Origin of the sequence: Marinobacter caseinilyticus (assembly GCF_011074955.1) — a bacterium.
In the GTDB taxonomy this organism is placed as follows: domain Bacteria; phylum Pseudomonadota; class Gammaproteobacteria; order Pseudomonadales; family Oleiphilaceae; genus Marinobacter; species Marinobacter caseinilyticus.
The window spans coordinates 72,386-94,344 of sequence record NZ_WUQJ01000019.1 but is presented as its reverse complement, the minus strand read 5'-3'; the positions used below and the strand labels follow the sequence as shown (position 1 = coordinate 94,344).

Genomic DNA, 21,959 nt, shown 5'->3' with positions numbered 1-21,959 from the left:
TCGGTCATGCCGCTACCCGATCATCAACCCAGAACATTAACACTGAGGATGTCAGGCACCGCATCGTTTGAAACAATCGGGAAGACAGGGCACAATCATGCCCCGTCACAATTAGACCGCGAATCTTACTGACAACGTGCCGTTTCCGCAAGCACTGATGTTTACGGAACATCCGCATTTACCGAAGTAGAAACCGAACATCACAAGGCCGGAGCTCACTTGACTCGATCAGTCCGAATTGCGTTGGCCCGCCCTGTCCGTAAACTCTTTGATTACCAGACACCGGAAAGTCTGTCCCTGACTGCCGGGCAAAGAGTCCGCATTCCGTTCGGGCGACAGATCGCAACAGGGGTGGTCGCCGAAGTCGACGCGCATCCGCCGCCGGGCATCACTCTGAAGACAGTGCAATCTGCCTACGAGCATTGGCCTGCGCTACCGCCTGAAACCCTGTCGCTTCTGACATGGGCGGCCAACTATTACCAGCACCCTCTCGGCGAATGCCTGTTCATGGCCATGCCGCCGCCCCTGCGCAAAGGACGACCGGCTGAGCGGGCGACAAAAACCCATTGGCAACTGATCGAGAACACCCTCGCCAACCTGCCCGCCAACGCGGTCCGGCTGAAGGCGCTAATCGATTGGCTATCCACCCAAACTACCCCGAGGGAAACGTCGGCCATCACACAAGCCGGATTCACCCGCGCCCAGTTGACCTCCCTGGCCAATAAAGGGCTGGTATCTGCGACCGACCAGGCGATGCCGCCACAACCATCCGAGGCACCGTTTGCATTACCTACCTTGTCCGGTGCGCAAACGGAAGCGTTTGATCAGCTCCCCTCGCCGGAACTCGGATTCAGCGCCTCTCTGCTCTACGGAATTACCGGCAGCGGTAAAACCGAAATCTACCTTCACTACCTCCAAAAATATCTCCCGCATCACCAGCAGGCGCTGGTACTGGTGCCTGAAATCAATCTGACACCTCAAACCGTCAGTCGTTTTCGGCGGTATTCCGGCTCTGATATTGTGGTATGGCACTCGTCACTCAATGACAGTGAACGCCTGGATACCTGGCTCAGAATTCGCGAGGGCGAACCCGTCACGGTGATTGGCACCCGGTCGGCTGCATTGCTGCCATTTACTCATCTGGGCACGATCATTGTTGACGAAGAGCACGACAGCTCTTACAAGCAAGGGGAAGGGTTCCGTTATTCGGGACGGGATCTGGCGGTGTATCGAGCCCGCCTCAACCAGTGTCCAATCATTCTGGGCTCTGCCACACCGTCACTGGAGTCCCTACACAACGCTCGTTCGGGCAAATATCGCCTGATCAAACTGGAGGAGCGCGCGGGCAACGCCCAACCTCCGACAATCAAGCTGCTGGATATACGCAGCCGCCCGCTTGAGGGCGGGCTTGCGGCGCCCGCGCTCAAGGCTGTCCGAGATTGCCTTGAGTCCGGCCAACAAGCACTGGTGTTCGTCAACCGCCGCGGTTTCGCGCCGGTCATGATGTGCTTTGACTGCGGCCACATGGTCGAATGCCCTCGCTGCGACACTCGGCTGACCTACCATCGCAAGGATCGCGCCATGCGATGTCATCACTGCGAGTTCCAAATGGCGGCTACCGAACAGTGCCCCCAATGCCAGAGCCACGCCTTCAAGCCGGTCGGACAGGGTACCGAGCGTACGGAAGATATCCTGACTCAGCAGTTTCCGGATACTCCGGTGATTCGGGTAGACCGAGACAGCACCCAGCGAAAAGGCAGCATTCAATCCATCCTGAAAACCGTCAATACGGGACAACCCTGTGTACTGGTGGGTACTCAAATGCTGGCCAAAGGTCATGACTTTCCGAACGTCACTCTGGTGATCGTGGTGAATGCCGACGGCGGATTATTCAGTGTCGACTTTCGCGCACCCGAGCAGCTCATTCAGACTCTCTTGCAGGTCAGTGGCCGGGCGGGTCGGGGTGAACTGGCAGGCCAGGTCATAGTGCAAACCTGCCACAGCGACCACCCGATGCTGCGCCAACTGGCCGACGGACACTATCTTCCCCTGGCGGACCACATGGTGGAGGAACGTGCCACCGGTGGTTTCCCGCCATTCCGGGCGATGGCCATTCTCAGAGCTGACAGCAGCACGATGGAAGCCAGCATCGACTTCCTCGATCGCGCCAAAGAACTTCTGAAAGCCCAGCCTCTGGACGTCTGGGGCCCACTTCCCGCGGTCATAGCCCGCCGAGCAGACCGGCACAGGGCTCAACTCACCATCCTCTGCGACAGCAAGTCCCGCCTGAACCGGGCATTGTCCAGTCTCTGCCAGGCCCTTGAGTCACAAAAGACCAGCAACCAACTGCGCTGGCATGTCGATGTTGATCCACTGGAGACTGGCTAACATCGCATCCTCGCCAACGTCCAACCGCAAATCGCCGCCCGTCTCAACCGGATCAAAGCAGACCAGGGCCTCCGTCCTATGACCCACTCGCGCCCGGAATCATTGACTGCGCCGGAGCTGCCCCCTGTAGCCGGCCTCACCCGACTTGCTACGGTGCTTTTGCTTGCCGGCCTTGTTTCCGGGATAATGCCGCCTTTAAGCGTCAACACGACATCAATCTCCCCCAATACCCGATGAACTGAGTCATCCGACAGCATGAAAGACACCGTTACCCAACTGCTTGAATCTGCACTGGCAACCCTGCAGTCCGAAGGCATCTTGCCGACGAACCAGTCGTTTACCCCCAATGTTGGCAATACCAAAGACAAAGCTCACGGCGACTATGCGAGCAACATCGCCTTAATTGCGGCAAAGGCGGCCGGTTGCGCGCCACGGCAGTTGGCTGAAACTCTGATTTCGCGTCTGCCCGCGTCTGGCGCCGTGGATAAAATTGAAATTGCAGGGCCCGGGTTCATTAATTTTTTCATGAGCACCGCCAGCAGCTTTGAAGTTGTGAACGACATTCTGGCGCGCGCGGAACAGTATGGCCGCAACAATTTCGGTAACGGCGCCTCCGTCCAAATCGAGTTTGTCTCGGCCAACCCGACCGGGCCGCTGCACGTCGGACACGGCCGCGGCGCAGCGATAGGCGATTGCCTGAGCCGCCTGCTGGAAGCGAATGGGTACAACGTGACACGGGAGTTTTATTACAACGACGCGGGGGTGCAGATAAAAAATCTGGCGTTGTCGGTTCAGGCCAGGGCAAAGGGCCTGACACCCAATGATGAAAAGTGGCCCAAAGATGGCTATCGGGGTGACTACATTGATGATGTCGCTCAAGCCTATCTGGCCAAGGAGACCGTTACGGCTGATGACCGCGAAGTAACGGCCGTAGGCGATGCCGACGACCTGGACGCCTTGCAGGCGTTTGCCGTTGCCTACCTTCGCCGCGAACAGGATCTGGACCTGAAGGCTTTCGGTGTCGAATTTGACGTGTACTTCCTTGAATCCTCGCTTTACGACAGCGGCAAGGTCGAGGAAACGGTCAACCGCCTTATTGCCAATGGCTACACCTATGAACAGGACGGCGCGCTGTGGCTCAAAACCACCGCGTTTGGTGACGATAAAGACCGGGTAATGCGCAAAACAGACGGTGGCTACACCTACTTTCTACCAGATGTCGCTTACCACCAGAACAAGTGGGAACGGGGTTTTAACACCGTGATCAATGAACAGGGTGCCGACCATCATTCCACCGTCACCAGAGTTCGGGCCGGGCTGCAGGCGCTCAACGAGGGCATCCCGAAAGGCTGGCCGGACTACGTCCTGCATCAAATGGTAATGGTCACCCGGTCGGGCGAAGAAGTGAAATTATCCAAACGGGCGGGAAGCTACGTTACACTGCGGGATCTGATCGACGAAGTCGGCTGTGACGCAACGAGATTTTTCCTGGCTGCCCGGCGTGTGGACTCACAGCTGACATTTGATATTGATTTGGCGCGTTCGCAAACCAATGAAAATCCAGTGTATTACATCCAATATGCCCACGCCCGCATTTGCAGCGTGCTCCGCAAGCTATCAGAGAGCGGTATAGAGCGTGGTTTTCAAGAGTGTGTGGGTGATCTGTCTCTGCTGACTCTGGACGAAGAAAAAGACCTTGCCAACCAGTTGGCCCAGTATCCGGAATTGATTCGCAACGCGGCCAACCTGAGAGAGCCCCATCATCTGACTCATTATTTGCGAGAGCTGGCGGGACATTTTCACACTTACTACAACGCCCACAAAGTACTGATCGATGACACCGCACTGCGGGATGCGCGAATCAGCCTATACCTGGCCGTCCGCCAGGTACTGGCCAATGGCCTTGATCTGCTGGGGGTCAGCGCCCCCAAAGAAATGTGAAATCTGAGTGGAATACAAGGTAACGTCCTCCCATGCCACACGACTACGCCAAAAAAAACCGACCTTCCGGTGGTGGCGCCAAAGGCGTCCAATCCAAACATGCGAGTCGTAACAGGCCCAGGCGTAATTCCAAGCCGGCCGCCAAAACACCGGCGGCGAAACATCGACAGTCAGGAGGCTTATCCGTGCGTTGGATTCTGTCTTTAGCCGCCGTCGGCGGGTTCATCGGGTTTATTGCCTACCTGAATTCGGTGCCGCCGCACAAACTGCCTGCAGCACACGATGGGCAGCCTGAGCAGCAACCACTGAACACAAAAGCAACCGAAACCCAGAAACCTAAAGAAGAGACCGGGTTCAGATTCTACGACATGCTGCCTGACTCCGAGGTAATTCCGCCAAAAGTTGAGGCCTATGATCCGGGTCCGGCGAAACAATCGTTTACTTATCTGGTCCAGACAGGCTCGTTTCGAAGTGAGAAAGACGCTGAACGGCAACGTGCAGAAATCGCCTTTCAGGGCCTGCGTGCCCGGGTCGATCGCATCGATCTGGACAATGGCTCCATCTGGTTCCGCGTCAACGTAGGCCCGTTCATCTCCCGCAGCCAGATGAATGCAGCGATCGATAAGCTGGTTTCGATCAGCATCCAGCCGCTGGTTCGGAAAATCCCAAAGGATCAGGGCTAGCCACTGCGGCTGGCCCTGAATGACACTGCTGAGACTGACCGAGGCCAATTACCCTCCCCCACCTTGAAAAACACGCCACAGCCGCCATATCGGTTGAATAATCTATTCGCCGGCAATTGGAGCTGACATGACAACCATCCTCTCGGTACGACGCGGCGACAGTGTTGCCATGGGCGGTGATGGCCAGGTATCCCTGGGCAATACTGTAATGAAAGGCAATGCGCGCAAGGTGCGCCGACTTTACAACAATCAGGTACTTGCGGGTTTTGCCGGCGGCACCGCTGATGCTTTTACACTTTTTGAACGTTTCGAGGCACAGCTTGAAAAACACCAGGGCAACCTGACGCGCGCTGCGGTGGAGCTGGCCAAAGACTGGCGAACGGATCGCGCCCTGCGACGTCTGGAGGCGCTTCTTGCCGTGGCCGATAAAACAGCGTCGCTGATCATCACCGGTAATGGCGATGTGATTGAGCCCGAACAGGGTCTGATTGCCATCGGTTCCGGTGGTCCATTTGCGCAGGCAGCCTCCCGCGCACTGCTGGAGAACACCGAACTGAGCGCCAAAGACATTGTCGAGAGGGGTCTCGATATTGCGGCCGACATCTGTATCTACACAAACCACAACCGTACTCTTGAAGTGCTGTCTGCCAACGAATGATTCGGAGCCACCATGTCTGCAATGACTCCCCGTGAAATTGTCCACGAACTTAACAAGCACATTGTCGGTCAAGACCAGGCCAAGCGCGCCGTCGCCATTGCTTTGCGCAACCGGTGGCGTCGCATGCAACTGGACAGCGACCTGCGCGAAGAAATCACTCCAAAAAACATCCTGATGATCGGGCCGACCGGTGTTGGTAAGACGGAAATCGCCCGCCGACTCGCGAAACTCGCTGACGCGCCCTTCCTGAAAGTCGAGGCGACGAAATTTACCGAGGTTGGCTATGTGGGCCGCGATGTCGAATCCATCATCCGTGACCTCGCTGACATGGCCGTCAAGCTGCTGCGCGAAAAGGCGATGAAGCGCCACGAATATCGGGCGATGGACGCCGCGGAAGATCGCATTCTTGACGCCCTGCTGCCACCGCCGAGGAATTTTGAAGAGAACAGTAAGCCCGCCGAAGACTCCACCACTCGCCAACTGTTCCGCAAGAAATTGCGCGAAGGGGATTTGGACGACAAGGAAATTGAAGTGGATCTTAAAAACCCCAGCGCGGGTGTTGAGATCATGGCCCCTCCCGGCATGGAGGAGATGACCAACCAGCTTCAGAGCATGTTCTCCAACATGTCTTCCGAGCGTCGCAAGACCCGCAAGATGAAAGTCTCGGACGCCCTAAAGCGGGTTCGCGAAGAAGAGGCCGCCAAACTGGTCAATGAAGATGAAATCAAGCAAGAGGCCATTCAGGCGGTGGAGCAAAATGGCATCGTCTTCATTGATGAGATTGACAAAGTGGCCAAGCGCTCTGAGAACAATTCCTCCGATGTGTCCCGGGAAGGCGTTCAGAGAGACTTGTTGCCACTGATTGAAGGCAGTACCGTCAGCACCAAGTTCGGTATGATTCGAACCGATCACATCCTGTTCATTGCATCTGGGGCCTTTCACCTGACAAAACCGTCAGATTTGATTCCAGAACTCCAGGGTCGGCTCCCGATTCGCGTCGAACTGCAAGCCCTGACGCCGGATGACTTTAAACGAATTCTGACCGAGCCGGACGCCTCACTGGTGCAGCAGTACGAAGCATTGATGGCCGCCGAAGGCCTGACACTCACGTTCAATGACGCGGCGATCGAACGAATCGCCGAGGTGGCGTACAAAGTGAACGAGACCACCGAGAATATTGGCGCACGTCGATTGCATACGGTGCTCGAGCGTTTGCTTGAAAGCCTGTCGTTTGATGCCGGCGATAAGGTGACAGAAAAGTTCGAAGTGACGGCTGAGTATGTTGACGAAAAACTCGGTGACCTGGCGGAAGATGAAGATCTAAGCCGCTATATTCTCTAACATAAGGGCAATTCAGGATGACGGAAGGACTGCGCCCCACCGACATCAGGGTACGTAAACAGAGCCGATTGCTGCGGCTCGAATACCCTGATGGGGTTCTGCATGAACTGCCCTTCGAATTGCTTAGAGTCTACTCTCCGTCTGCCGAAGTTCGCGGACACGGAGCGGGCCCGGGCATTTTGCAAACGGGCAAGAAAGGCGTCTTGATAACGGGTGCCGATATTGTGGGCAATTATGCGCTCAAGTTGAGTTTCAGTGACGGCCACGACTCCGGGCTGTTCAGCTGGGAATACTTACGCCAGCTCGGAGATGCGCAGACCGCCTACTGGCAGGCCTACCTGCAACGTCTTGAAACGGAGGGTGGTTCAAGGGACTGAATTGGGGAGTCGATTAACTTAACCCCCACAACGCTACTCTCCACTCAGCTCTAAAGCGCTTTTTGAATGAGATCGGTCACATTATCGAAGCGGGCGCTCAGCCCGTTTTTTTGGGCCAGTTTTTTACGGCCTTTGGCAACATACAGCGGCAACATTTCCCCGTAGAGACTGGTGCTGATGGTGCGTTGTTCGTCTTCAAGCCGATCGCGACGCAAACGAATGCCATACTTGGCAAGCCTTGGCTCAAGCTCATCCGCACGACTCAACAAGTCCCGCCGAGTCATCTGATAGGCGTGTTCACACACCATACGTCGCGATTGAAAGCTGAAAACGTTGGAGAAAAACAGCTTGGCGTCGTCTCGCGTGGGCTCAAACAACAGTATGTCTTTGTCAGGATAGTCTCGCGTGTACTGCGCAATCCCGGACTGCATCCGGGAATAAACCATGGTGCGGTACATTTGTGACAGCAGGTTAGGCATTCCGGAACGGGTCAGAGCGCCCGGCTCCATAGAGCCGGAGCGCACCGCGGCACTGGCGTCTATCGGGACTTGGGGATTAACCGCAAACACCAGGTCGGCACCGTCCTCAAACGCGACTGAAGCGTGCAGTCCTTTGCGCAAGGTACCGTCCACGTAATAGCGGCCGTCGATATTGACCGGCACATAGAGCCCCGGTGACGCCGTGCTGGCCTGAATCGCTTTCGATATCGGGACGTGGTCAAAGCCGGGGGCGCCAAAACAAACGGCTTCGGTGCTCTCCACATCCGCGGCAACGATATACAAGCTGCGCTTAAGTTGGCGGAAATCGTTGGTTCGACCCAACATGCTGAACGCGCGATGAAGATAATCGTGCAGACCTTCGTTGTCGAAGAAACCTGCGGGTGCTGCCTGGGCAAGAATGGTCAGCGCCTCCAGCAAGCTTTGGTCATAGGGGTTGTTGACGAATCGACCAATAGCACTGGCCATCAGTCCTGGTACTGCCAACAGTCGACTGCCCATTTCGCGTAAGGCGGGCCGATAAAAAACCTCAGGATGAAAGGGGTGAACCTCTGCCTCATTGCGGACAAAAATCCGGCACAACTGCGCGGTAGTCATCTGGTTGGCCAGGTTTGCGGCCACAAACGACCCCGCATTCACCCCGACGTAGACATCAATTTCATTAAAATCGATGCCGTCCAATGCCTCATCCAGTGCCCGCATCGCCCCGATTTCATAGATTCCACCCAGCGGCCCACCACCCCCAAGGGCCAGGCCAATGCGCGGTTTCGTTTTTAGGTCCGAGTGCGTTGCATTCATGGGCACATTCTTATTCAGTTATGAACAGTACGGTATACGTTAACAGGCCTCATTAGAGTTCACAGCCTATTCGCGTTGTCGCGTGGTAACACAAAGTCTCTTTATTTAGAGCTTTGCGATCAGGAATTTTGGCTTAGCAGATCCGCCGAGGCCTTACCGGGCCTGAGATATCGCCCGAACCCGGCGTTCCTGAGCGCCAGATCGACGCAACTTTTGATAACGTGCGGGGAGTCCAGCAGCAGAACATCTTCCAATAGCTGACCCGCCCAATCCAAGGCAATACTGCGAATAACGGATTTCACTTTCGGCAAGCTGGCTGCGTTCATGGAGAGGGCATCGTACCCCATTGCCATCAGCAGAACCGCTCCACCCGGGTCACCCGCCAGCTCGCCACAAATGCTTACCGGCTTGCCTACAGAATGGGCATCGTGAGCAATACGCACCAACGCCTGCAACACCGCTGGATGATACGAGTGATACAGCTGGGCCACCCTTGGATTATTGCGATCAACCGCCAGCAAGTACTGCGTCAGGTCATTAGAGCCCACCGACAGGAAGTCGACCCGTTCAGCCAGCTCCCGAACCTGATACACGGCGGCAGGAATCTCAACCATCACGCCCACTTTGGGCATGTGAATGTCATAACCTTCCTCGCGAACCTCATGATAGACGCGGTAAATCAGGTGCAAGGACTCTTCAACTTCAGAAATGTTACTGATCATGGGCAGCATGATCTGCAAATTGTTCAAGCCCTCACTGGCCTTCAACATAGCGCGGACCTGAACCAGAAAAATTTCCGGATGATCCAGTGTTACGCGTATGCCGCGCCAGCCCAGGAAAGGATTTTCCTCCTGGATAGGAAAATAGCTCAGGGCCTTGTCGCCACCAATATCCAGCGTCCGCATGGTAACCGGGCTCGGAGCGAAGGCTTCCAACTGCTCGCGGTAGTATTGGCGCTGTTCCTGCTCGGAGGGAAAGCGCTCTTTGATCATAAACGGGACTTCGGTCCGGTACAGACCAATGCCCTCGGCACCGTGGCTTAGAGACCGCACCACGTCTGTCATCAAACCAGTGTTGACCAGCAATGACACGCGATGGCCATCGGTGGTTTCGCACGGCTTGTCGCGCAGCGCTTCAAGGCCGCGAAACAGCGCAGCTTCCTCGTCGTAGATTTCCTGATAAAAGGTTCTCAGGTCGGCGGTCGGTGAGGCAAACAGCTGCCCTTCAAAACCGTCAACAATCAATTCCTTGCCGTCAAGCTGGTTGACGGGAATATCCACCATGCCCATGACGGTTGGGACACCCATGGCGCGCGCCAGGATGGCCACGTGGGAATTTCCCGAGCCACGCACCGACACCAGGCCGACCAATTGCCCCCTGGGCACCTCGCCCAGCATCGCAGGGGTCAGCTCTTCACTGACCAGCACTGTATTGTCCGGGTAGACGACTTCCTGCTGATCCCCTTCCTGCAGGTGCGCCAGTAGTCGTCGGCCCAAGTCCCGGATATCGACGGCCCGCTCCCGGAGATACAGGTCGCCCATCAATTCAAAGTGGCGGACATACTGATTGACGACCTGTTTCAGTGCGCCTTGCGCCCACAGCCCTTCCTTGACCCGCGTAACCACTTCGCCGGGCAGTGCGTTGTCATCAAGCATGCGCAGGTAAACTTCAAACAGCGCCTGTTCTTCCGGCCGCAATTGCGACGCCAAGCGCTCGGCCACCCGCTCAATATCCTCTCTGACTGCAGTAACGGCGTCACCGAACACCTGCAACTCATGGTCAATATTGTCGGTCTGTTTTTCGGGCACAGCATCAAGATCAGCGGGGGGATAGATGACCACGCACTGCCCAATGGCAACACCCGGGGCGCCGGCAACCCCTTTAAAGCTGACGTCCCGGGTCTCCTCGCCGGTCATCGACAGGCCGCTGATGGCTCCGGTTGCTTCGCTGTGCGCAATCACGCCTGCCAGCTGGGCTGATACCGTGACGAGAAACGCCTCTTCGCCTTCATCAAAACAACGGGAATTCTCTCGCTGCTGGACAACCAGTACACCCAGCACCCGGCGGTGGTGAATGATCGGTACACCTAGAAAGGACCGGAAGCGCTCTTCGCCGGTTTCAGGAAAATAACGATATCGTGGGTGGGACGGTGCATCTTCAAGGTTGATCGGCTCCTCTCGGGAGCCCACAAGACCGATCAGACCCTCAGAGTGGCCCAGACTGACATTGCCAACCGCTTTTTTATACAGCCCTTCGGTGGCCATCAGGATATAGCGATTGGTTTCGGGATCCAGCAGATACACCGAGCAGACTTCGGTGGTCATGGCCGACTGAACCCGCGACACAATAATATCCAACGCTTCCTGCAAGTCGCGGGCGCTGTTTACTTCTTGTACGATACTTCGCAGTACACTCAGCATGGCGGGCTCAATTCGTCATTGATGATCCTGTAATCGCCGCTGACCCTCACCCCGGCTGGCCTGTTCCATCTCTCGAAACAGCCTGGGCGCAAGTTCTCTCAGCGCACGTCTGTACACCTCACGCTTAAACGACACGACCTGGCCGAGTGGATACCAATAGCTTACCCATTGCCAGCCATCAAACTCCGGTGAGTCGCTGCCATCAACACACACTTGCGCGTCCGGCGAAAGCATCCTCAGCAGGAACCATTTCTGTTTTTGCCCCACACACACAGGGTGCGAATTAAATCGTACCATCCGTCTCGGCAAGCGATAGCGCAGCCAGCCGCGGGTGCAGCTGATGATATCGACATCCGCTGCACACAGACCAACTTCTTCTCCCAACTCCCGGAATAACGCATCCTCAGGTGACTCATGCTGCTTGATGCCACCCTGGGGAAATTGCCAGGAGTCCTGCCCTATTCGCCGTGCCCAGAGAACTTCACCCCTGTGGTTGGCCAGAATGATTCCGACGTTGGGTCTGAAACCGTCTGAATCAATCACGGCACAGTCCTATATAAAGTCGGTATAAATCCAAGTTGACTTCATTCTTACAGAAAGCCCAACTGGCGGCAAACTAAGCCGTTATCTTTTCAGCATGTTAGACTGTTGAGTTCAGATATAAGGGCGGCTGTTGCGGCGTCCGCCATCTGCCCTTTCCCGCCGGCCTTTATAGGAGTTGCGCTTTGACGCTTGCTATTTTTGACCTCGATAACACACTGCTGTCTGGCGACAGCGATCACGCCTGGAATGAGTTCCTGGTGGAGGAAGGTATTGTCGATGCCGAGAGCTATCGTCAGGCCAATGACCGTTTTTACCAGGACTATGTCAACGGCGACCTCGATATTCTCCGTTATCTGAGCTTCGCACTTGCGCCGCTGGCGCGTCACGAGCCGGCGCAGCTGGACCGGTGGCGAGCACAGTTCATGGACAAGAAAATACGCCCGATGATGCAAAGCAAGGCCGCGGCTCTCGTCGACCATCACCGCAGCCAGGGCCACACCTTAATGATCATTACGGCCACCAACCGTTTTGTGACGGAACCGGTTGCCGAAGCGCTTGGCATTGAACACCTGATCGCCACCGAACCTGAGATGATTAATGGTCAGTACACCGGCGGTGTTGCTGGCATTCCCAGTTTTCAGGATGGCAAAGTGGTTCGGCTTGACGATTGGCTGTCCCATCAGCAGTTGACGTTAGACGGCGCTTGGTTTTATAGCGACTCCCATAACGATTTGCCACTACTGAAAAGGGTCACAAACCCGGTTGCGGTGGATCCAGACCCGACCCTGTCAACCTATGCCCAAGCCCAAAGCTGGGACATCATCTCCCTCAGAGACTGAACGGAGCAGCACAATGCGAAACCTGGCTTTATCGCTGAGCGCCTCAGCTTTTTTGCTACTGGCCGGCTGCGATGCCCCAAAGCCGCCAACACCGACTGTCGACGATACCCTGTCCTCTGCCGAGCCGTTTCCGGAGGCGATTCGTAACGAAGTGATGGCCCAAACCGGCAAGGTGTGCGACGCAACGGTTGTCTTGAAGGACAGCACCGCTGAGTTTCTGGACAATCCCGATGCCGATACCCTGACCGCTGCCCAGACCCAGTGGGCAGCGGCGCACCGCGACTACACTCAGCTCATGGCGCTCTATACTGTGGCGGGCACGCAACCGCTGCACATTCGCGACGACCGGGATAGTATTGACGCTTACCCGATGCTGCCTGGCTATCTTGACCGGGTTCCCGGCTACCCACGCAGCGGGCTGGTCTACTCCGAAGTGCCGTTGACGCCGGATTTCTTGCGTGAGGAACACCAATACAGCGACTTTTACTACCTGACACTGGGCTTCCATCCTCTGGAGACGATGCTTTGGGGCAGCGCCGAGCAGAGTGCGAAGGAACGCGCAGCGCTTTATACCCGTAAAGAACAGGTTCCGGAAGACCAGGTTGATTCACACACACGTAGAGCTGAATTGCTGCGCCTGATTGCCCATCGTCTGACTCGCGATGTCGCTGTGCTCTGTCAGCCAAATAGCCAAACCCATCTCATGGCTGAACTGACAACGGTTGTTCAACATCGCGCTGACCTACTCAACGCCAGCCGGCGTGCCCTGAAAACCATGGTCCAAAGTCCGCTCTCACAGTGGTCTGCCCATCCAGATGGAGAGGACCGGAACGGTATGCCGATATGGCACGCACCGTTAGCCCGAAGTGATTTTGACAATATGCGAACTCAGGTTGCCGCGCTAAACGACCACTTGCTGCCCTTGATGTTTGCCGCAGGCAACATGGAGCCCAAGGTCCTTGAGTCACTGACCGCCACCTTCTCTGCACTCGACCAACGCCTGGACGCGCACGCCAACGCCGGCAGTGAACAAAAACAAGAGGCGCTCGAGGTGACACTGGCGCACGTAAACGACCTGATACAGGCCCTTGAGCTGCCAGCAGCGACATCGGCCGAGTCCGAAAACGACTCAGAGAAAACCGGTCAATGAGCGCACGAAACACGATTTAATGTAATCCGTTTCCGGAATGCCTGGCACAACGGGGTGGTCGGGCGCCTGATGCCCCTGCTCTAGCAGCTGAACGAAGCGGTCAATCTTGCGACCACTGCCGCGAATAATATCAATCAGCTTTTCCTGCGACAGATGCATGGAACAGGACGCCGAAACCAGCAAGCCGTCGCGCTCCAACAACCTCAGCGCCAGCTGATTGAGCCGCGCATAAGCCTGTTCGCCTGCTTTCTGGTCCCGGCGCCGGGGAATCAGCGCCGGCGGATCCAGCACAACAATGTCGTATTTCTCTTTCTCATCACACAGCGCCTTCAATGCTTCGAAGGCGTCGCCTTCGATCGATTCCACATTGGCCAACCGGTTCAGTTCGGCATTATGGTGGACAGCATCCAATGCCTGGGTGGAACTGTCGAGACACGTAACGTGGGACGCTCCGGCGGCGGCGGCCTGGATGCCCCAGCCACCGACGTAGCTGAAGACGTCCAACACACGTTTTCCCGGTGCGTAGGCTTGCAAACGTTGCCGATTCATCCGGTGATCATAGAACCAACCGGTTTTCTGTCCACCTGCAAGTGGCACTTCAAAATCGACACCGTTTTCGCGAACCTGCAGACTATCGACCGGCACGCCGTCAACGTGCTCCACATAACTGGCAAGCCCCTCCACCTGACGCATTTTGCCGTCATTCTTCAGCACAATGGCTTTGGGGTGCACCAGGCGCTGAACCGCCCTTACGATGGCCTCTTTCATCACTTCCATGCCAGCGGTGGATATTTGCACCACCACCACATCGGCAAAGCGATCAATCACCAACCCGGATAAGCCATCACTGTCCCCGAAGACCCAGCGATAAAACGGCTCCGGAAACAATCGCTCCCGCAACGACAAGGCCATTTCCATCCGATGGGTCAGACGCTGGGCCGTCATGCCATGGGCTGGATCCCGGCTTATCAGGCGCCCGCAAATCAACGTATTGGGGTTTACAAACACGGTGCCCAGCGGCTTGTCCTGCGACGAGCGCAATTCCGCCTGACTGCCGGACTCGAACCCCGCCAATGGGGAGCGCTGTGTATCGACCTCATTACTGTATACCCAGAGATGACCCGCCCGTAAACGACGCTCAGCGCCCTTTCGCAAATAAAGTACCGGGAACTTCATACTGCCCACCTCTGTGCCAACGCTAAAAGAAGGGGCGGATTATACGCCGTACACCGCCTATGCGACAGGCGCGAAGCCCATCAAAGTGGAAAGCAAGGTGGTTCCGTCGTCGGAGCGACGTTCAAGCGTGTTAATCCGCTTGTTAAGACATCCACGAATTAATCAGGCATGACATCAGGATGAAAATGTGGATTGGCGGCAGATACCGAAAGGGGCGGTGAGACACCCAGATCCGAGGTTCCACTCATCACCGGGACATCGTGGCTGAACACGTCGGAACATGGCTGCCGACATCTGCGGCAACTCAATGCCCGGCCGCCGCAGACAGATACCTCAAAGACTTTATTCTTCCGACGCCATGTGCTCAGAATACGCCTCAGCGTCCATCAGGCCATCAAGTTCGCCGGGGTCGGCCAACTTGACTTTGAACATCCAACCCTCACCGTAGGGGTCTTCATTCACTTTTTCAGGCTCGTCTTCCAGACTCTCATTCACCGCCAGCACCTCACCGGTAACCGGGCTAAAAACATCCGATGCCGACTTGACCGACTCAGCAACACCGGCCTCTTCGCCTCCGTTGACCCGCACGCCCACGTCTGGCAAACCAATGTAGACCACGTCGCCCAGCTGTTCCTGGGCAAAATCCGTAATCCCGATCGTGGCGGTGCCATCATCAGCCACTCGCACCCACTGGTGAGTTTCAATGTATTTAAGATCCGCTGGTGTTTCACTCATAGTTCAGTCCTTGGCCTGTTTTTCCGGCAGTTTAACCGATGGTGCGCGTATGGCAAGAAACGCCTAAAAACTCCAGCATGGCCGGAACCACGCGATCGAAGCGCTGAAAACGGTGATCCCCGCCCGGCTGAATCCAGGCCGGCGAATCTGGGTACCGTCTAATCGCCTGCCTGAAATCGAGCGTTTCATCACCGCTCTGTAACAACAGCAGCAGCTGTTTCGGATGTTTTAGCGGGCCGGGATCAAGGGCGCGCAAATCCGCCATGTGGCGCTCGGTGAGCACATAGCGCTCGCCAGTATAGGGATTATGCTGCGGCCCCAGATGGCTGCGCAACAATTCATAGGGATAAACGGCGGGGTTGATAAGTACCGCTTTAAGGCCAAACCGCTGGCTCAGGGCGGTCGCATAATAGCCGCCCAACGAACTCCCCACCACCCCGGCACAACGACCGGAAACGGCCTCATAGGCCTCACAAGCTCGCCGATAGGCTTGCTTTGGATCAAACCCAAGCAATGGCGTAACAAGTTCAACGTCCGGATTCAACTCCGGCAGCAGCCCGCCCAGCTCAACGAGTTTTTGTGACTGTGGCGAACTGTTAAAACCGTGCAGATACAGAACAGCGGGATTTTTTAATAGACGAGGGGGCATGATCAGTAACCGGTACTGTCGGCGTCCAGATCGTACACAAAATCTTCGGCCCGATGGATACCGGTTTCAAATTCGCCAGAAGGGAAAAAGTTAAACCAGCGATACCCCGGCGCCAGCGCCTCAACCGAAAATTGACGAGAGCCCCGTTCAAATTGTATGCACGTCGATGGGGTGGCCAACAGTCGCACATCTTTACGCAGACCTTCGTACTCTTGGTGTATGTGGCCCCAGAGTACAATCTTGACCTGCGCGAACCGATCCACAACCTGCCAGAAGGCTTGCCGGTTGCGCAGGCCTATTTCCGCCATCCAGCCGCAACCAATATCAACCGGATGGTGATGCAGCAAAATCACTGTTGGTAAGTCCGGCTCGCCGGTCAGGGCCGAGGTTAAAAATGCCAGCTCATTCTCGGTCAGTTCACCGTGGACTTTGCCTCGCACTGAAGAGTCCAACTGAATAAAATGCCAGCCCCCCATAACCCGCTGTCTCAACGCGCTCTCAGTGCCCTGAATGACGGAGTTCAGCACGTCCACATCATCATGATTGCCCGGCAACCAGGCCGTCGGGCAGTTGAATGATTCGAGTCTGTGGGCGAACGCCTGATACGCCGCTTCAGATCCGTCCTGGGCAATATCCCCGGTCGCCAGGATGAGATCCGGCGATGGCGATTCCCGGTGCGCAAGGGCAATCACCGCATCAAGGCTGTCGCGCGTATTGACACCCAAAAGGGCACCTGACGGATCAGCCATCAAATGGGGGTCGGTTAATTGAAGTACCCGCAATGCAGGACCGTGCTTAGCGCGTGTCATATCATCCGCTGTTGAGTTTATGGCTATGCCGAGATTAGCCATAATTGAGATGGGTTTCCAGAACCACCATCACACTATGACCGACGCTGAGAGACAGTTTACGAAATATGGCGCAAGGTGAATCCTGGCGCCATTCAACCTTGGTCGATTTGATCGCCCGTCGGCCAGCCGGAAAACGTCAGCGGGATGTGCCCAAAATGCAAACAGAAGTCCAGCCAGTCGGCCAGAAAACCGTTGACCTGAACTTTCTCATCCGGGTGATGCATGTAGCGGTTGGGATAATCGTTAACCGCAGCAATGTGATGATCACGGTAGCAACTGATCACTTCAACCATTGATGCGTCGTGGTAGACCCGCACAGTTAACTGCGGATTGTTCAGCCATTTGCCACCGTTGTGAACTTGTTCCAGAAGCAACGTCTCAGTGAACCTTGCCCGCTGCAAGACTTCCAGGCGAACCCGGCCAAAGTATTGCTCACCCCGGTGCAATTCGAATTCGGATACCGGCTTGCCGTTCGATTCGAGTTTACGGAGCTGGCAAATCCTCAGGTAGTTCCCCTCACAGAGTGCCCCGAACCGTCGAATATCCGGTACGTAAGACTTTTGCCGCATTGTCCACTCACCCACGTTCGCGCCACTCCCGCTGCAGCCTGGAGCGATTCAGCTGCAACCACTGAAGACTGATGATCGCGGCGGCGTTATTGATGTGGCCCGCCGCCATCATTGCCAGGGCATCATCCACTGAGAACACATGAGCTCTTATGTCCTCATGCTCCGCCTCAAGACCAAACAAACCACCTGCGCCGTCCGTACTGACACAACCACAGAACAGGTGCACCATCTCGGTAGTACCGCCTGGAGACACCAGATAGTTACAAACAGGCTCCAGGGCGCTGAAACTTAAACCCGCTTCCTCCTCCGCTTCCCGGTGTGCGACGTCTTCCGCGCTTTCACCCTCTTCGTTCATACCCGCCACCAGTTCCAACAACCAGGGTGACTGTGATCGCCCCATTGCGCCCGGGCGAAACTGCTCCAGCAATACCACTTCCTCTCTCTTAGGATCATAAGGCAGTACACACGTGGCGTCGCCCCGTATGAACAGCTCACGGCTGAAAACCTGGGATTCCCCGCCCGCAAACGTGGCGTGACTCAACATCAGTTTATCGACCCGAAAAAAACCCTGGAAGACGGTGTCCCGGCTTTTGACGTGCACGTCGTGTTCAGAGAATTGAAACGGCTTGGGGTCAGGCATAAGGGCACTACGTCAGTGGGTGAAGGCGAACAATAGCTGGCTCTGGATGAAGGTTTCAAGTCCCGGTTTCCGTTCTCACAACGAAAACCGGGCACACCCGGTCAGACCTTGTCGTACAACTTGCTGCCCGATGCCAGGAACTCCCGGGATTTCTCCTTCATCCCCGCCTCAGTCGCAACCACTTCATCAATCCCTTTGGCTTTGGCGTATTCGCGCACTTCCTGACTGATCTGCATGGAGCAGAATTTTGGCCCGCACATGGAACAGAAATGTGCGACTTTGGCGGAGTCCTTGGGCAAGGTCTCGTCGTGATAGGCCCGAGCCGTATCCGGATCAAGCCCCAGGTTGAACTGGTCTTCCCAGCGGAACTCAAAACGGGCCTTCGATAGTGCGTTATCCCGAATTTGCGCGCCCGGGTGCCCTTTCGCCAAATCCGCCGCATGGGCGGCAATTTTATAGGTGATAATGCCCGTTTTTACATCGTCTTTGTTGGGCAGACCCAAGTGCTCTTTCGGGGTGACATAGCACAGCATTGCGCAACCAAACCAGCCAATCATGGCGGCACCGATACCCGAGGTGATGTGGTCATAGCCGGGCGCAATATCGGTAATCAACGGCCCCAGGGTGTAAAATGGAGCCTCGTCACAGCAATCAAGCTGCTTGTCCATATTCTCTTTGATCAAATGCATGGGCACATGGCCGGGGCCTTCGATCATCACCTGCACATCGTGCTTCCACGCAATCTTGGTCAGCTCGCCGAGGGTTTCGAGTTCGCCGAACTGGGCCTCATCGTTGGCATCCGCGATCGAACCCGGTCGCAGACCGTCGCCCAGGCTGAACGACACATCGTAAGCCTTCATGATCTCGCAAATTTCTTCAAAGTGGGTATAGAGAAAGCTTTCCTCATGGTGCGCCAGGCACCACTTCGCCATGATAGAGCCTCCCCGGGAGACGATTCCGGTTACGCGCTTGGCCGTCATGGGCACATGATGGAGGCGAACTCCGGCATGAATGGTAAAGTAATCAACGCCCTGCTCCGCCTGCTCAATCAGTGTGTCGCGGAAAATCTCCCAGGTCAGGTCCTCTGCAACACCACCGACTTTCTCCAAGGCCTGATATATCGGTACCGTCCCGATCGGGACCGGTGAGTTCCGTATGATCCATTCCCGGGTTTCATGAATGTTCTTACCGGTGGACAGGTCCATGACCGTATCGGAGCCCCAACGAATGCCCCACGTCAGCTTTTCAACTTCTTCCTCGATGGAGGAACTGACAGCGGAATTACCGATGTTGCCGTTGATCTTCACCAGAAAATTCCGGCCAATGATCATGGGTTCCGATTCGGGATGATTGATATTCGCCGGAATGATTGCCCTTCCCCGGGCCACCTCATCACGGACGAATTCAGCGGTGATTTCTGCTGGCAGCGCCGCGCCGAACGATTGCCCGGGATGCTGTGCCGCCAGCAATCCCTGGGAGCGGGCTTCCTCCAGCTTCATGTTTTCCCGAATGGCCACAAATTCCATTTCAGGCGTGATTATGCCTTGCCGGGCATAGTGCATCTGACTGACATTCTGGCCTGTCAGTGCCCGCCGTGGCGTGCGCTGATCCATAAATCGCAGGGGATCCAGCTGAGGGTCTTTCATTCGGCGACGAGTGAACGCCGACGTGTACTCGCTCAACCGCTCAGTGTCATTACGCTCATCGATCCATCGGTCTCGCAGCGATGGAAGTCCTTTGCGCAAATCTATGCTGGCAGTGGGGTCGCTGTATGGGCCCGACGTATCGTAGACCCGCACCGGCGAATTTTTCTCGCCCCCCAGTTCGGTGGGGGTATCGCTGACGGATATTTCCCGCATCGGTACTTGAAGATCGGCACGGCTGCCCTGAACGTATATTTTTCGCGAGCTTGGCAGCGGTTGAATCGCTGCGGTATCGACTTGAGCGGCATCACTGAGGTAACGAGGTACTGTCATGAGAGCGTCCCTGGTTTGCAGGTTATCGGGTCGCGTATGACGGAGTCGCGGAGTGCCACATAGAAAATTCAACGGGGCCTCCACTCTTGTCTCAAATCCCTACGCCGGTACTAACCGGATCAGGTTCGCGGGTTTTGCGATGCAATCTCAGCCAGTCGACGCTGGCACCCCGTCAAGACGCTTGAAGTCGACACCCGTATGGCCCTGGCTTGCACTACTGCTGCAGCGGCATTAGGTGTCTTTTGCAAGTGTAGAGATCGAAATGATTATTGTCCATAATGACTGCCGCTATCTCGTCGCCGCAGCATTGCGTCCTCACGTTTCAGGAGTGTTTATGAACAAACGACTGCTTTGTGGTCTGATCGCCGTTTTTTCGGCACAGCCCGCACTTGCCATGGATCTGGTGGAAACATACGAGAAAGCGCTTTCCTATGACTCCGGCATCGCTTCTGCCCGAGCGAGCTACGAAGCCCAGCAGGCCAGCATCGATGTCAGCCGCAGCGGGTTGTTGCCGCAGATCAATGCTTACGGTGATGCCAGCCACATTGACAGCGACTCGGACAACAGAGAGCTCAGCTATAGAACCTACGGCTACGGCGTGCGTCTGACCCAGCCGTTGTTCCGCGCCGGGGCGTGGTTCGAATATAAAACCAGCGAACTGCAGAGCGAAGCGGCCCGTGCGGATTACAATCTCGCTCAGCAACAACTGATTCTTGACGTCGCCAGCGCTTACTTCAATGTGCTTCGCGCCAGCGACAACCTGACCACCACCCGGGCCGCCGAGGCAGCCATTCAGCGCCAGTATGAGCAAGCCCGCGAGCGTTACGATGTGGGCCTGATTGCGATTACCGAGGTGTTCGAAGCGCGCGCCAGTTACGACGACAGCAAGAGCCGACGTATCGCCGCGGAAAGCGACCTCGACATCGCACGAGAGCAACTGGCACGTCTCACCGGCGAATACACGGAAACGCTCAACAACCTGGTTCAGGCGTTTCCTCTTATCAGGCCAGAACCGATGAATCCCGAAGCCTGGGAAGACATTGCCCTGGAACAAAACTGGCAGATTCAATCGGCGAGCTACAGCCTGGACGCCAGTGAGTCCACCCTGAAAACCGCCAAAGCTGGCCACTACCCCACGCTGGATCTCAATGCCTCGTACGGCAATACTGAAATCGACGGCATCAATCAGAGTGGCACTGCCTTCGCGAGCCAGGGCCAAACCGATGGCACCACGACGGAAGGGGTTATCAGCCTGTCACTGAACGTGCCGCTATACCTCGGCGGAGGCACTCAAGCGGGCGTCCGACGTCAACGGTCCCTGGTGGACGTCGCCGAACAATCCTTGCGCACGGTGCGCAGAGATATTCGGGTTAACACGCGCAGCCTGTTCCGCACCGTTAACACCAACATCGAGACCGCCTCTGCGCTGGAGCAAACGATCGTGTCTCGGCGCAGTGCCTTGGATGCGACTCGCGCGGGGTACGATGTCGGCACCCGCAATATTGTCGAAGTGCTTGACGCCGAACAGGCCTATTACGTGGCACTGCGGGATTTTGCCAACGCCCGTTATGACTACGTCGTCAACACGCTGACACTCAAGCAGGCCGCCGGGACTCTGAGCCCCCAGGATCTGATCGATCTTAACCGCTGGCTAAGTGACACGGCCCCGGGCATTGAAGCGCTGGCCAATGACAACAAAACCATAGACGAACCCGCCAACAACTGATT

19 protein-coding genes and 1 riboswitch are annotated in these 21,959 nt (G+C 56.2%); of the genes, 9 read left to right on the top strand and 10 right to left on the bottom strand.

Annotation, left to right across the window (positions count from 1 at the left end):
* Nucleotides 1-219: 219 nt before the first annotated feature.
* The 6 genes from GRX64_RS09015 (at nt 220) to GRX64_RS08990 (ending at nt 7,388) form a co-directional block, all read left to right on the top strand.
* Entirely contained in the window at nt 220-2,388 is a 2,169-nt protein-coding gene (locus tag GRX64_RS09015) for a primosomal protein N' (protein WP_166266337.1), read from the top strand.
* Between the two features lie 255 nt (nt 2,389-2,643).
* Nucleotides 2,644-4,329, top strand: a complete 1,686-nt coding sequence (gene argS, locus GRX64_RS09010; protein WP_166266334.1) for an arginine--tRNA ligase — start codon at nt 2,644-2,646, stop codon at nt 4,327-4,329.
* 32 nt (nt 4,330-4,361) lie between these two features.
* Nucleotides 4,362-5,012, top strand: coding sequence for an SPOR domain-containing protein (locus GRX64_RS09005; protein WP_166266332.1), 651 nt, complete (start codon nt 4,362-4,364; stop codon nt 5,010-5,012).
* Nucleotides 5,013-5,139: 127 nt separating this feature from the next.
* The gene (gene hslV, locus GRX64_RS09000) at nt 5,140-5,670 is read left to right on the top strand and encodes an ATP-dependent protease subunit HslV (RefSeq protein ID WP_166266329.1); all 531 of its coding nucleotides are present in this window, start codon (nt 5,140-5,142) and stop codon (nt 5,668-5,670) included.
* Between the two features lie 12 nt (nt 5,671-5,682).
* The gene (gene hslU, locus GRX64_RS08995; RefSeq protein ID WP_166266326.1) at nt 5,683-7,011 is read left to right on the top strand and encodes an ATP-dependent protease ATPase subunit HslU; all 1,329 of its coding nucleotides are present in this window, start codon (nt 5,683-5,685) and stop codon (nt 7,009-7,011) included.
* Between the two features lie 17 nt (nt 7,012-7,028).
* Nucleotides 7,029-7,388 carry a gamma-butyrobetaine hydroxylase family protein gene (locus GRX64_RS08990; protein ID WP_166266323.1) on the top strand — a complete coding sequence of 120 codons (360 nt, stop codon included), beginning with the start codon at nt 7,029-7,031 and terminating at the stop codon, nt 7,386-7,388.
* 50 nt (nt 7,389-7,438) lie between these two features.
* On the opposite strand, the gene GRX64_RS08985 is transcribed toward GRX64_RS08990, so the two are convergent.
* The 3 genes from GRX64_RS08985 to GRX64_RS08975 all read right to left on the bottom strand — a co-directional run bounded on the left by GRX64_RS08985 (nt 7,439) and on the right by GRX64_RS08975 (nt 11,646).
* Nucleotides 7,439-8,683, bottom strand: a complete 1,245-nt coding sequence (locus GRX64_RS08985; protein ID WP_166266320.1) for a patatin-like phospholipase family protein — start codon at nt 8,681-8,683, stop codon at nt 7,439-7,441.
* A gap of 119 nt (nt 8,684-8,802) precedes the next feature.
* Nucleotides 8,803-11,103, bottom strand: coding sequence for a phosphoenolpyruvate--protein phosphotransferase (gene ptsP, locus GRX64_RS08980; RefSeq protein WP_166266317.1), 2,301 nt, complete (start codon nt 11,101-11,103; stop codon nt 8,803-8,805).
* 15 nt (nt 11,104-11,118) lie between these two features.
* Nucleotides 11,119-11,646: an RNA pyrophosphohydrolase gene (locus tag GRX64_RS08975; RefSeq protein ID WP_166266314.1), complete on the bottom strand. Its 528-nt coding sequence runs from the start codon at nt 11,644-11,646 to the stop codon at nt 11,119-11,121.
* Between the two features lie 182 nt (nt 11,647-11,828).
* On the opposite strand from GRX64_RS08975, the gene GRX64_RS08970 reads away from it, so the two are divergent.
* Nucleotides 11,829-12,485, top strand: a complete 657-nt coding sequence (locus tag GRX64_RS08970) for a histidinol-phosphatase (RefSeq protein WP_166266311.1) — start codon at nt 11,829-11,831, stop codon at nt 12,483-12,485.
* Nucleotides 12,486-12,498: 13 nt separating this feature from the next.
* Nucleotides 12,499-13,635 carry an imelysin family protein gene (locus GRX64_RS08965; protein ID WP_166266308.1) on the top strand — a complete coding sequence of 379 codons (1,137 nt, stop codon included), beginning with the start codon at nt 12,499-12,501 and terminating at the stop codon, nt 13,633-13,635.
* On the opposite strand, the gene GRX64_RS08960 is transcribed toward GRX64_RS08965, so the two are convergent.
* The 7 genes from GRX64_RS08960 to thiC all read right to left on the bottom strand — a co-directional run bounded on the left by GRX64_RS08960 (nt 13,615) and on the right by thiC (nt 20,231).
* Complete coding sequence (locus GRX64_RS08960; protein ID WP_166266305.1) at nt 13,615-14,811, bottom strand: class I SAM-dependent rRNA methyltransferase; 1,197 nt, start codon at nt 14,809-14,811, stop codon at nt 13,615-13,617. The genes GRX64_RS08965 and GRX64_RS08960 overlap by 21 nt on opposite strands.
* A gap of 342 nt (nt 14,812-15,153) precedes the next feature.
* On the bottom strand, nt 15,154-15,546 hold the full coding sequence (gcvH, locus tag GRX64_RS08955) for a glycine cleavage system protein GcvH (RefSeq protein WP_166266302.1): 393 nt from the start codon (nt 15,544-15,546) through the stop codon (nt 15,154-15,156).
* A 31-nt stretch (nt 15,547-15,577) separates the two neighbouring features.
* Nucleotides 15,578-16,195 (bottom strand): YqiA/YcfP family alpha/beta fold hydrolase, encoded by a 618-nt coding sequence (locus GRX64_RS08950; RefSeq protein WP_166266299.1) that lies wholly within the window; start codon nt 16,193-16,195, stop codon nt 15,578-15,580.
* Between the two features lie 2 nt (nt 16,196-16,197).
* Nucleotides 16,198-17,004, bottom strand: coding sequence for a 3',5'-cyclic-AMP phosphodiesterase (cpdA, locus tag GRX64_RS08945; RefSeq protein WP_166266296.1), 807 nt, complete (start codon nt 17,002-17,004; stop codon nt 16,198-16,200).
* 134 nt (nt 17,005-17,138) lie between these two features.
* A complete protein-coding gene (locus GRX64_RS08940; RefSeq protein WP_166266293.1) occupies nt 17,139-17,630 on the bottom strand; it encodes a DUF1249 domain-containing protein in 492 nt (163 codons plus the stop codon).
* Complete coding sequence (locus GRX64_RS08935) at nt 17,623-18,255, bottom strand: NUDIX domain-containing protein (RefSeq protein ID WP_166266290.1); 633 nt, start codon at nt 18,253-18,255, stop codon at nt 17,623-17,625. Before GRX64_RS08935 ends, GRX64_RS08940 begins: the two co-directional genes overlap by 8 nt.
* A 101-nt stretch (nt 18,256-18,356) precedes the next feature.
* The gene (gene thiC, locus GRX64_RS08930; RefSeq protein WP_166266287.1) at nt 18,357-20,231 is read right to left on the bottom strand and encodes a phosphomethylpyrimidine synthase ThiC; all 1,875 of its coding nucleotides are present in this window, start codon (nt 20,229-20,231) and stop codon (nt 18,357-18,359) included.
* 78 nt (nt 20,232-20,309) lie between these two features.
* Nucleotides 20,310-20,413, bottom strand: a riboswitch (TPP riboswitch).
* 152 nt (nt 20,414-20,565) lie between these two features.
* Between thiC and GRX64_RS08925 the strand changes: the two genes are divergently transcribed.
* Complete coding sequence (locus tag GRX64_RS08925) at nt 20,566-21,957, top strand: TolC family outer membrane protein (protein WP_166266284.1); 1,392 nt, start codon at nt 20,566-20,568, stop codon at nt 21,955-21,957.
* The last annotated feature ends 2 nt before the right edge of the window (nt 21,958-21,959 follow it).

Coding starts and splice junctions, on each gene's coding strand:
- argS (WP_166266334.1), top strand. CDS start 2,644: ATGAAAGACACCGTTACCCAACTGCTTGAATCTGCACTGGCAACCCTG.
- GRX64_RS09005 (WP_166266332.1), top strand. CDS start 4,362: ATGCCACACGACTACGCCAAAAAAAACCGACCTTCCGGTGGTGGCGCC.
- hslV (WP_166266329.1), top strand. CDS start 5,140: ATGACAACCATCCTCTCGGTACGACGCGGCGACAGTGTTGCCATGGGC.
- hslU (WP_166266326.1), top strand. CDS start 5,683: ATGTCTGCAATGACTCCCCGTGAAATTGTCCACGAACTTAACAAGCAC.
- GRX64_RS08990 (WP_166266323.1), top strand. CDS start 7,029: ATGACGGAAGGACTGCGCCCCACCGACATCAGGGTACGTAAACAGAGC.
- GRX64_RS08985 (WP_166266320.1), bottom strand. CDS start 8,683: ATGAATGCAACGCACTCGGACCTAAAAACGAAACCGCGCATTGGCCTG.
- ptsP (WP_166266317.1), bottom strand. CDS start 11,103: ATGCTGAGTGTACTGCGAAGTATCGTACAAGAAGTAAACAGCGCCCGC.
- GRX64_RS08965 (WP_166266308.1), top strand. CDS start 12,499: ATGCGAAACCTGGCTTTATCGCTGAGCGCCTCAGCTTTTTTGCTACTG.
- GRX64_RS08960 (WP_166266305.1), bottom strand. CDS start 14,811: ATGAAGTTCCCGGTACTTTATTTGCGAAAGGGCGCTGAGCGTCGTTTA.
- gcvH (WP_166266302.1), bottom strand. CDS start 15,546: ATGAGTGAAACACCAGCGGATCTTAAATACATTGAAACTCACCAGTGG.
- GRX64_RS08950 (WP_166266299.1), bottom strand. CDS start 16,195: ATGCCCCCTCGTCTATTAAAAAATCCCGCTGTTCTGTATCTGCACGGT.
- cpdA (WP_166266296.1), bottom strand. CDS start 17,004: ATGACACGCGCTAAGCACGGTCCTGCATTGCGGGTACTTCAATTAACC.
- GRX64_RS08935 (WP_166266290.1), bottom strand. CDS start 18,255: ATGCCTGACCCCAAGCCGTTTCAATTCTCTGAACACGACGTGCACGTC.
- thiC (WP_166266287.1), bottom strand. CDS start 20,231: ATGACAGTACCTCGTTACCTCAGTGATGCCGCTCAAGTCGATACCGCA.
- GRX64_RS08925 (WP_166266284.1), top strand. CDS start 20,566: ATGAACAAACGACTGCTTTGTGGTCTGATCGCCGTTTTTTCGGCACAG.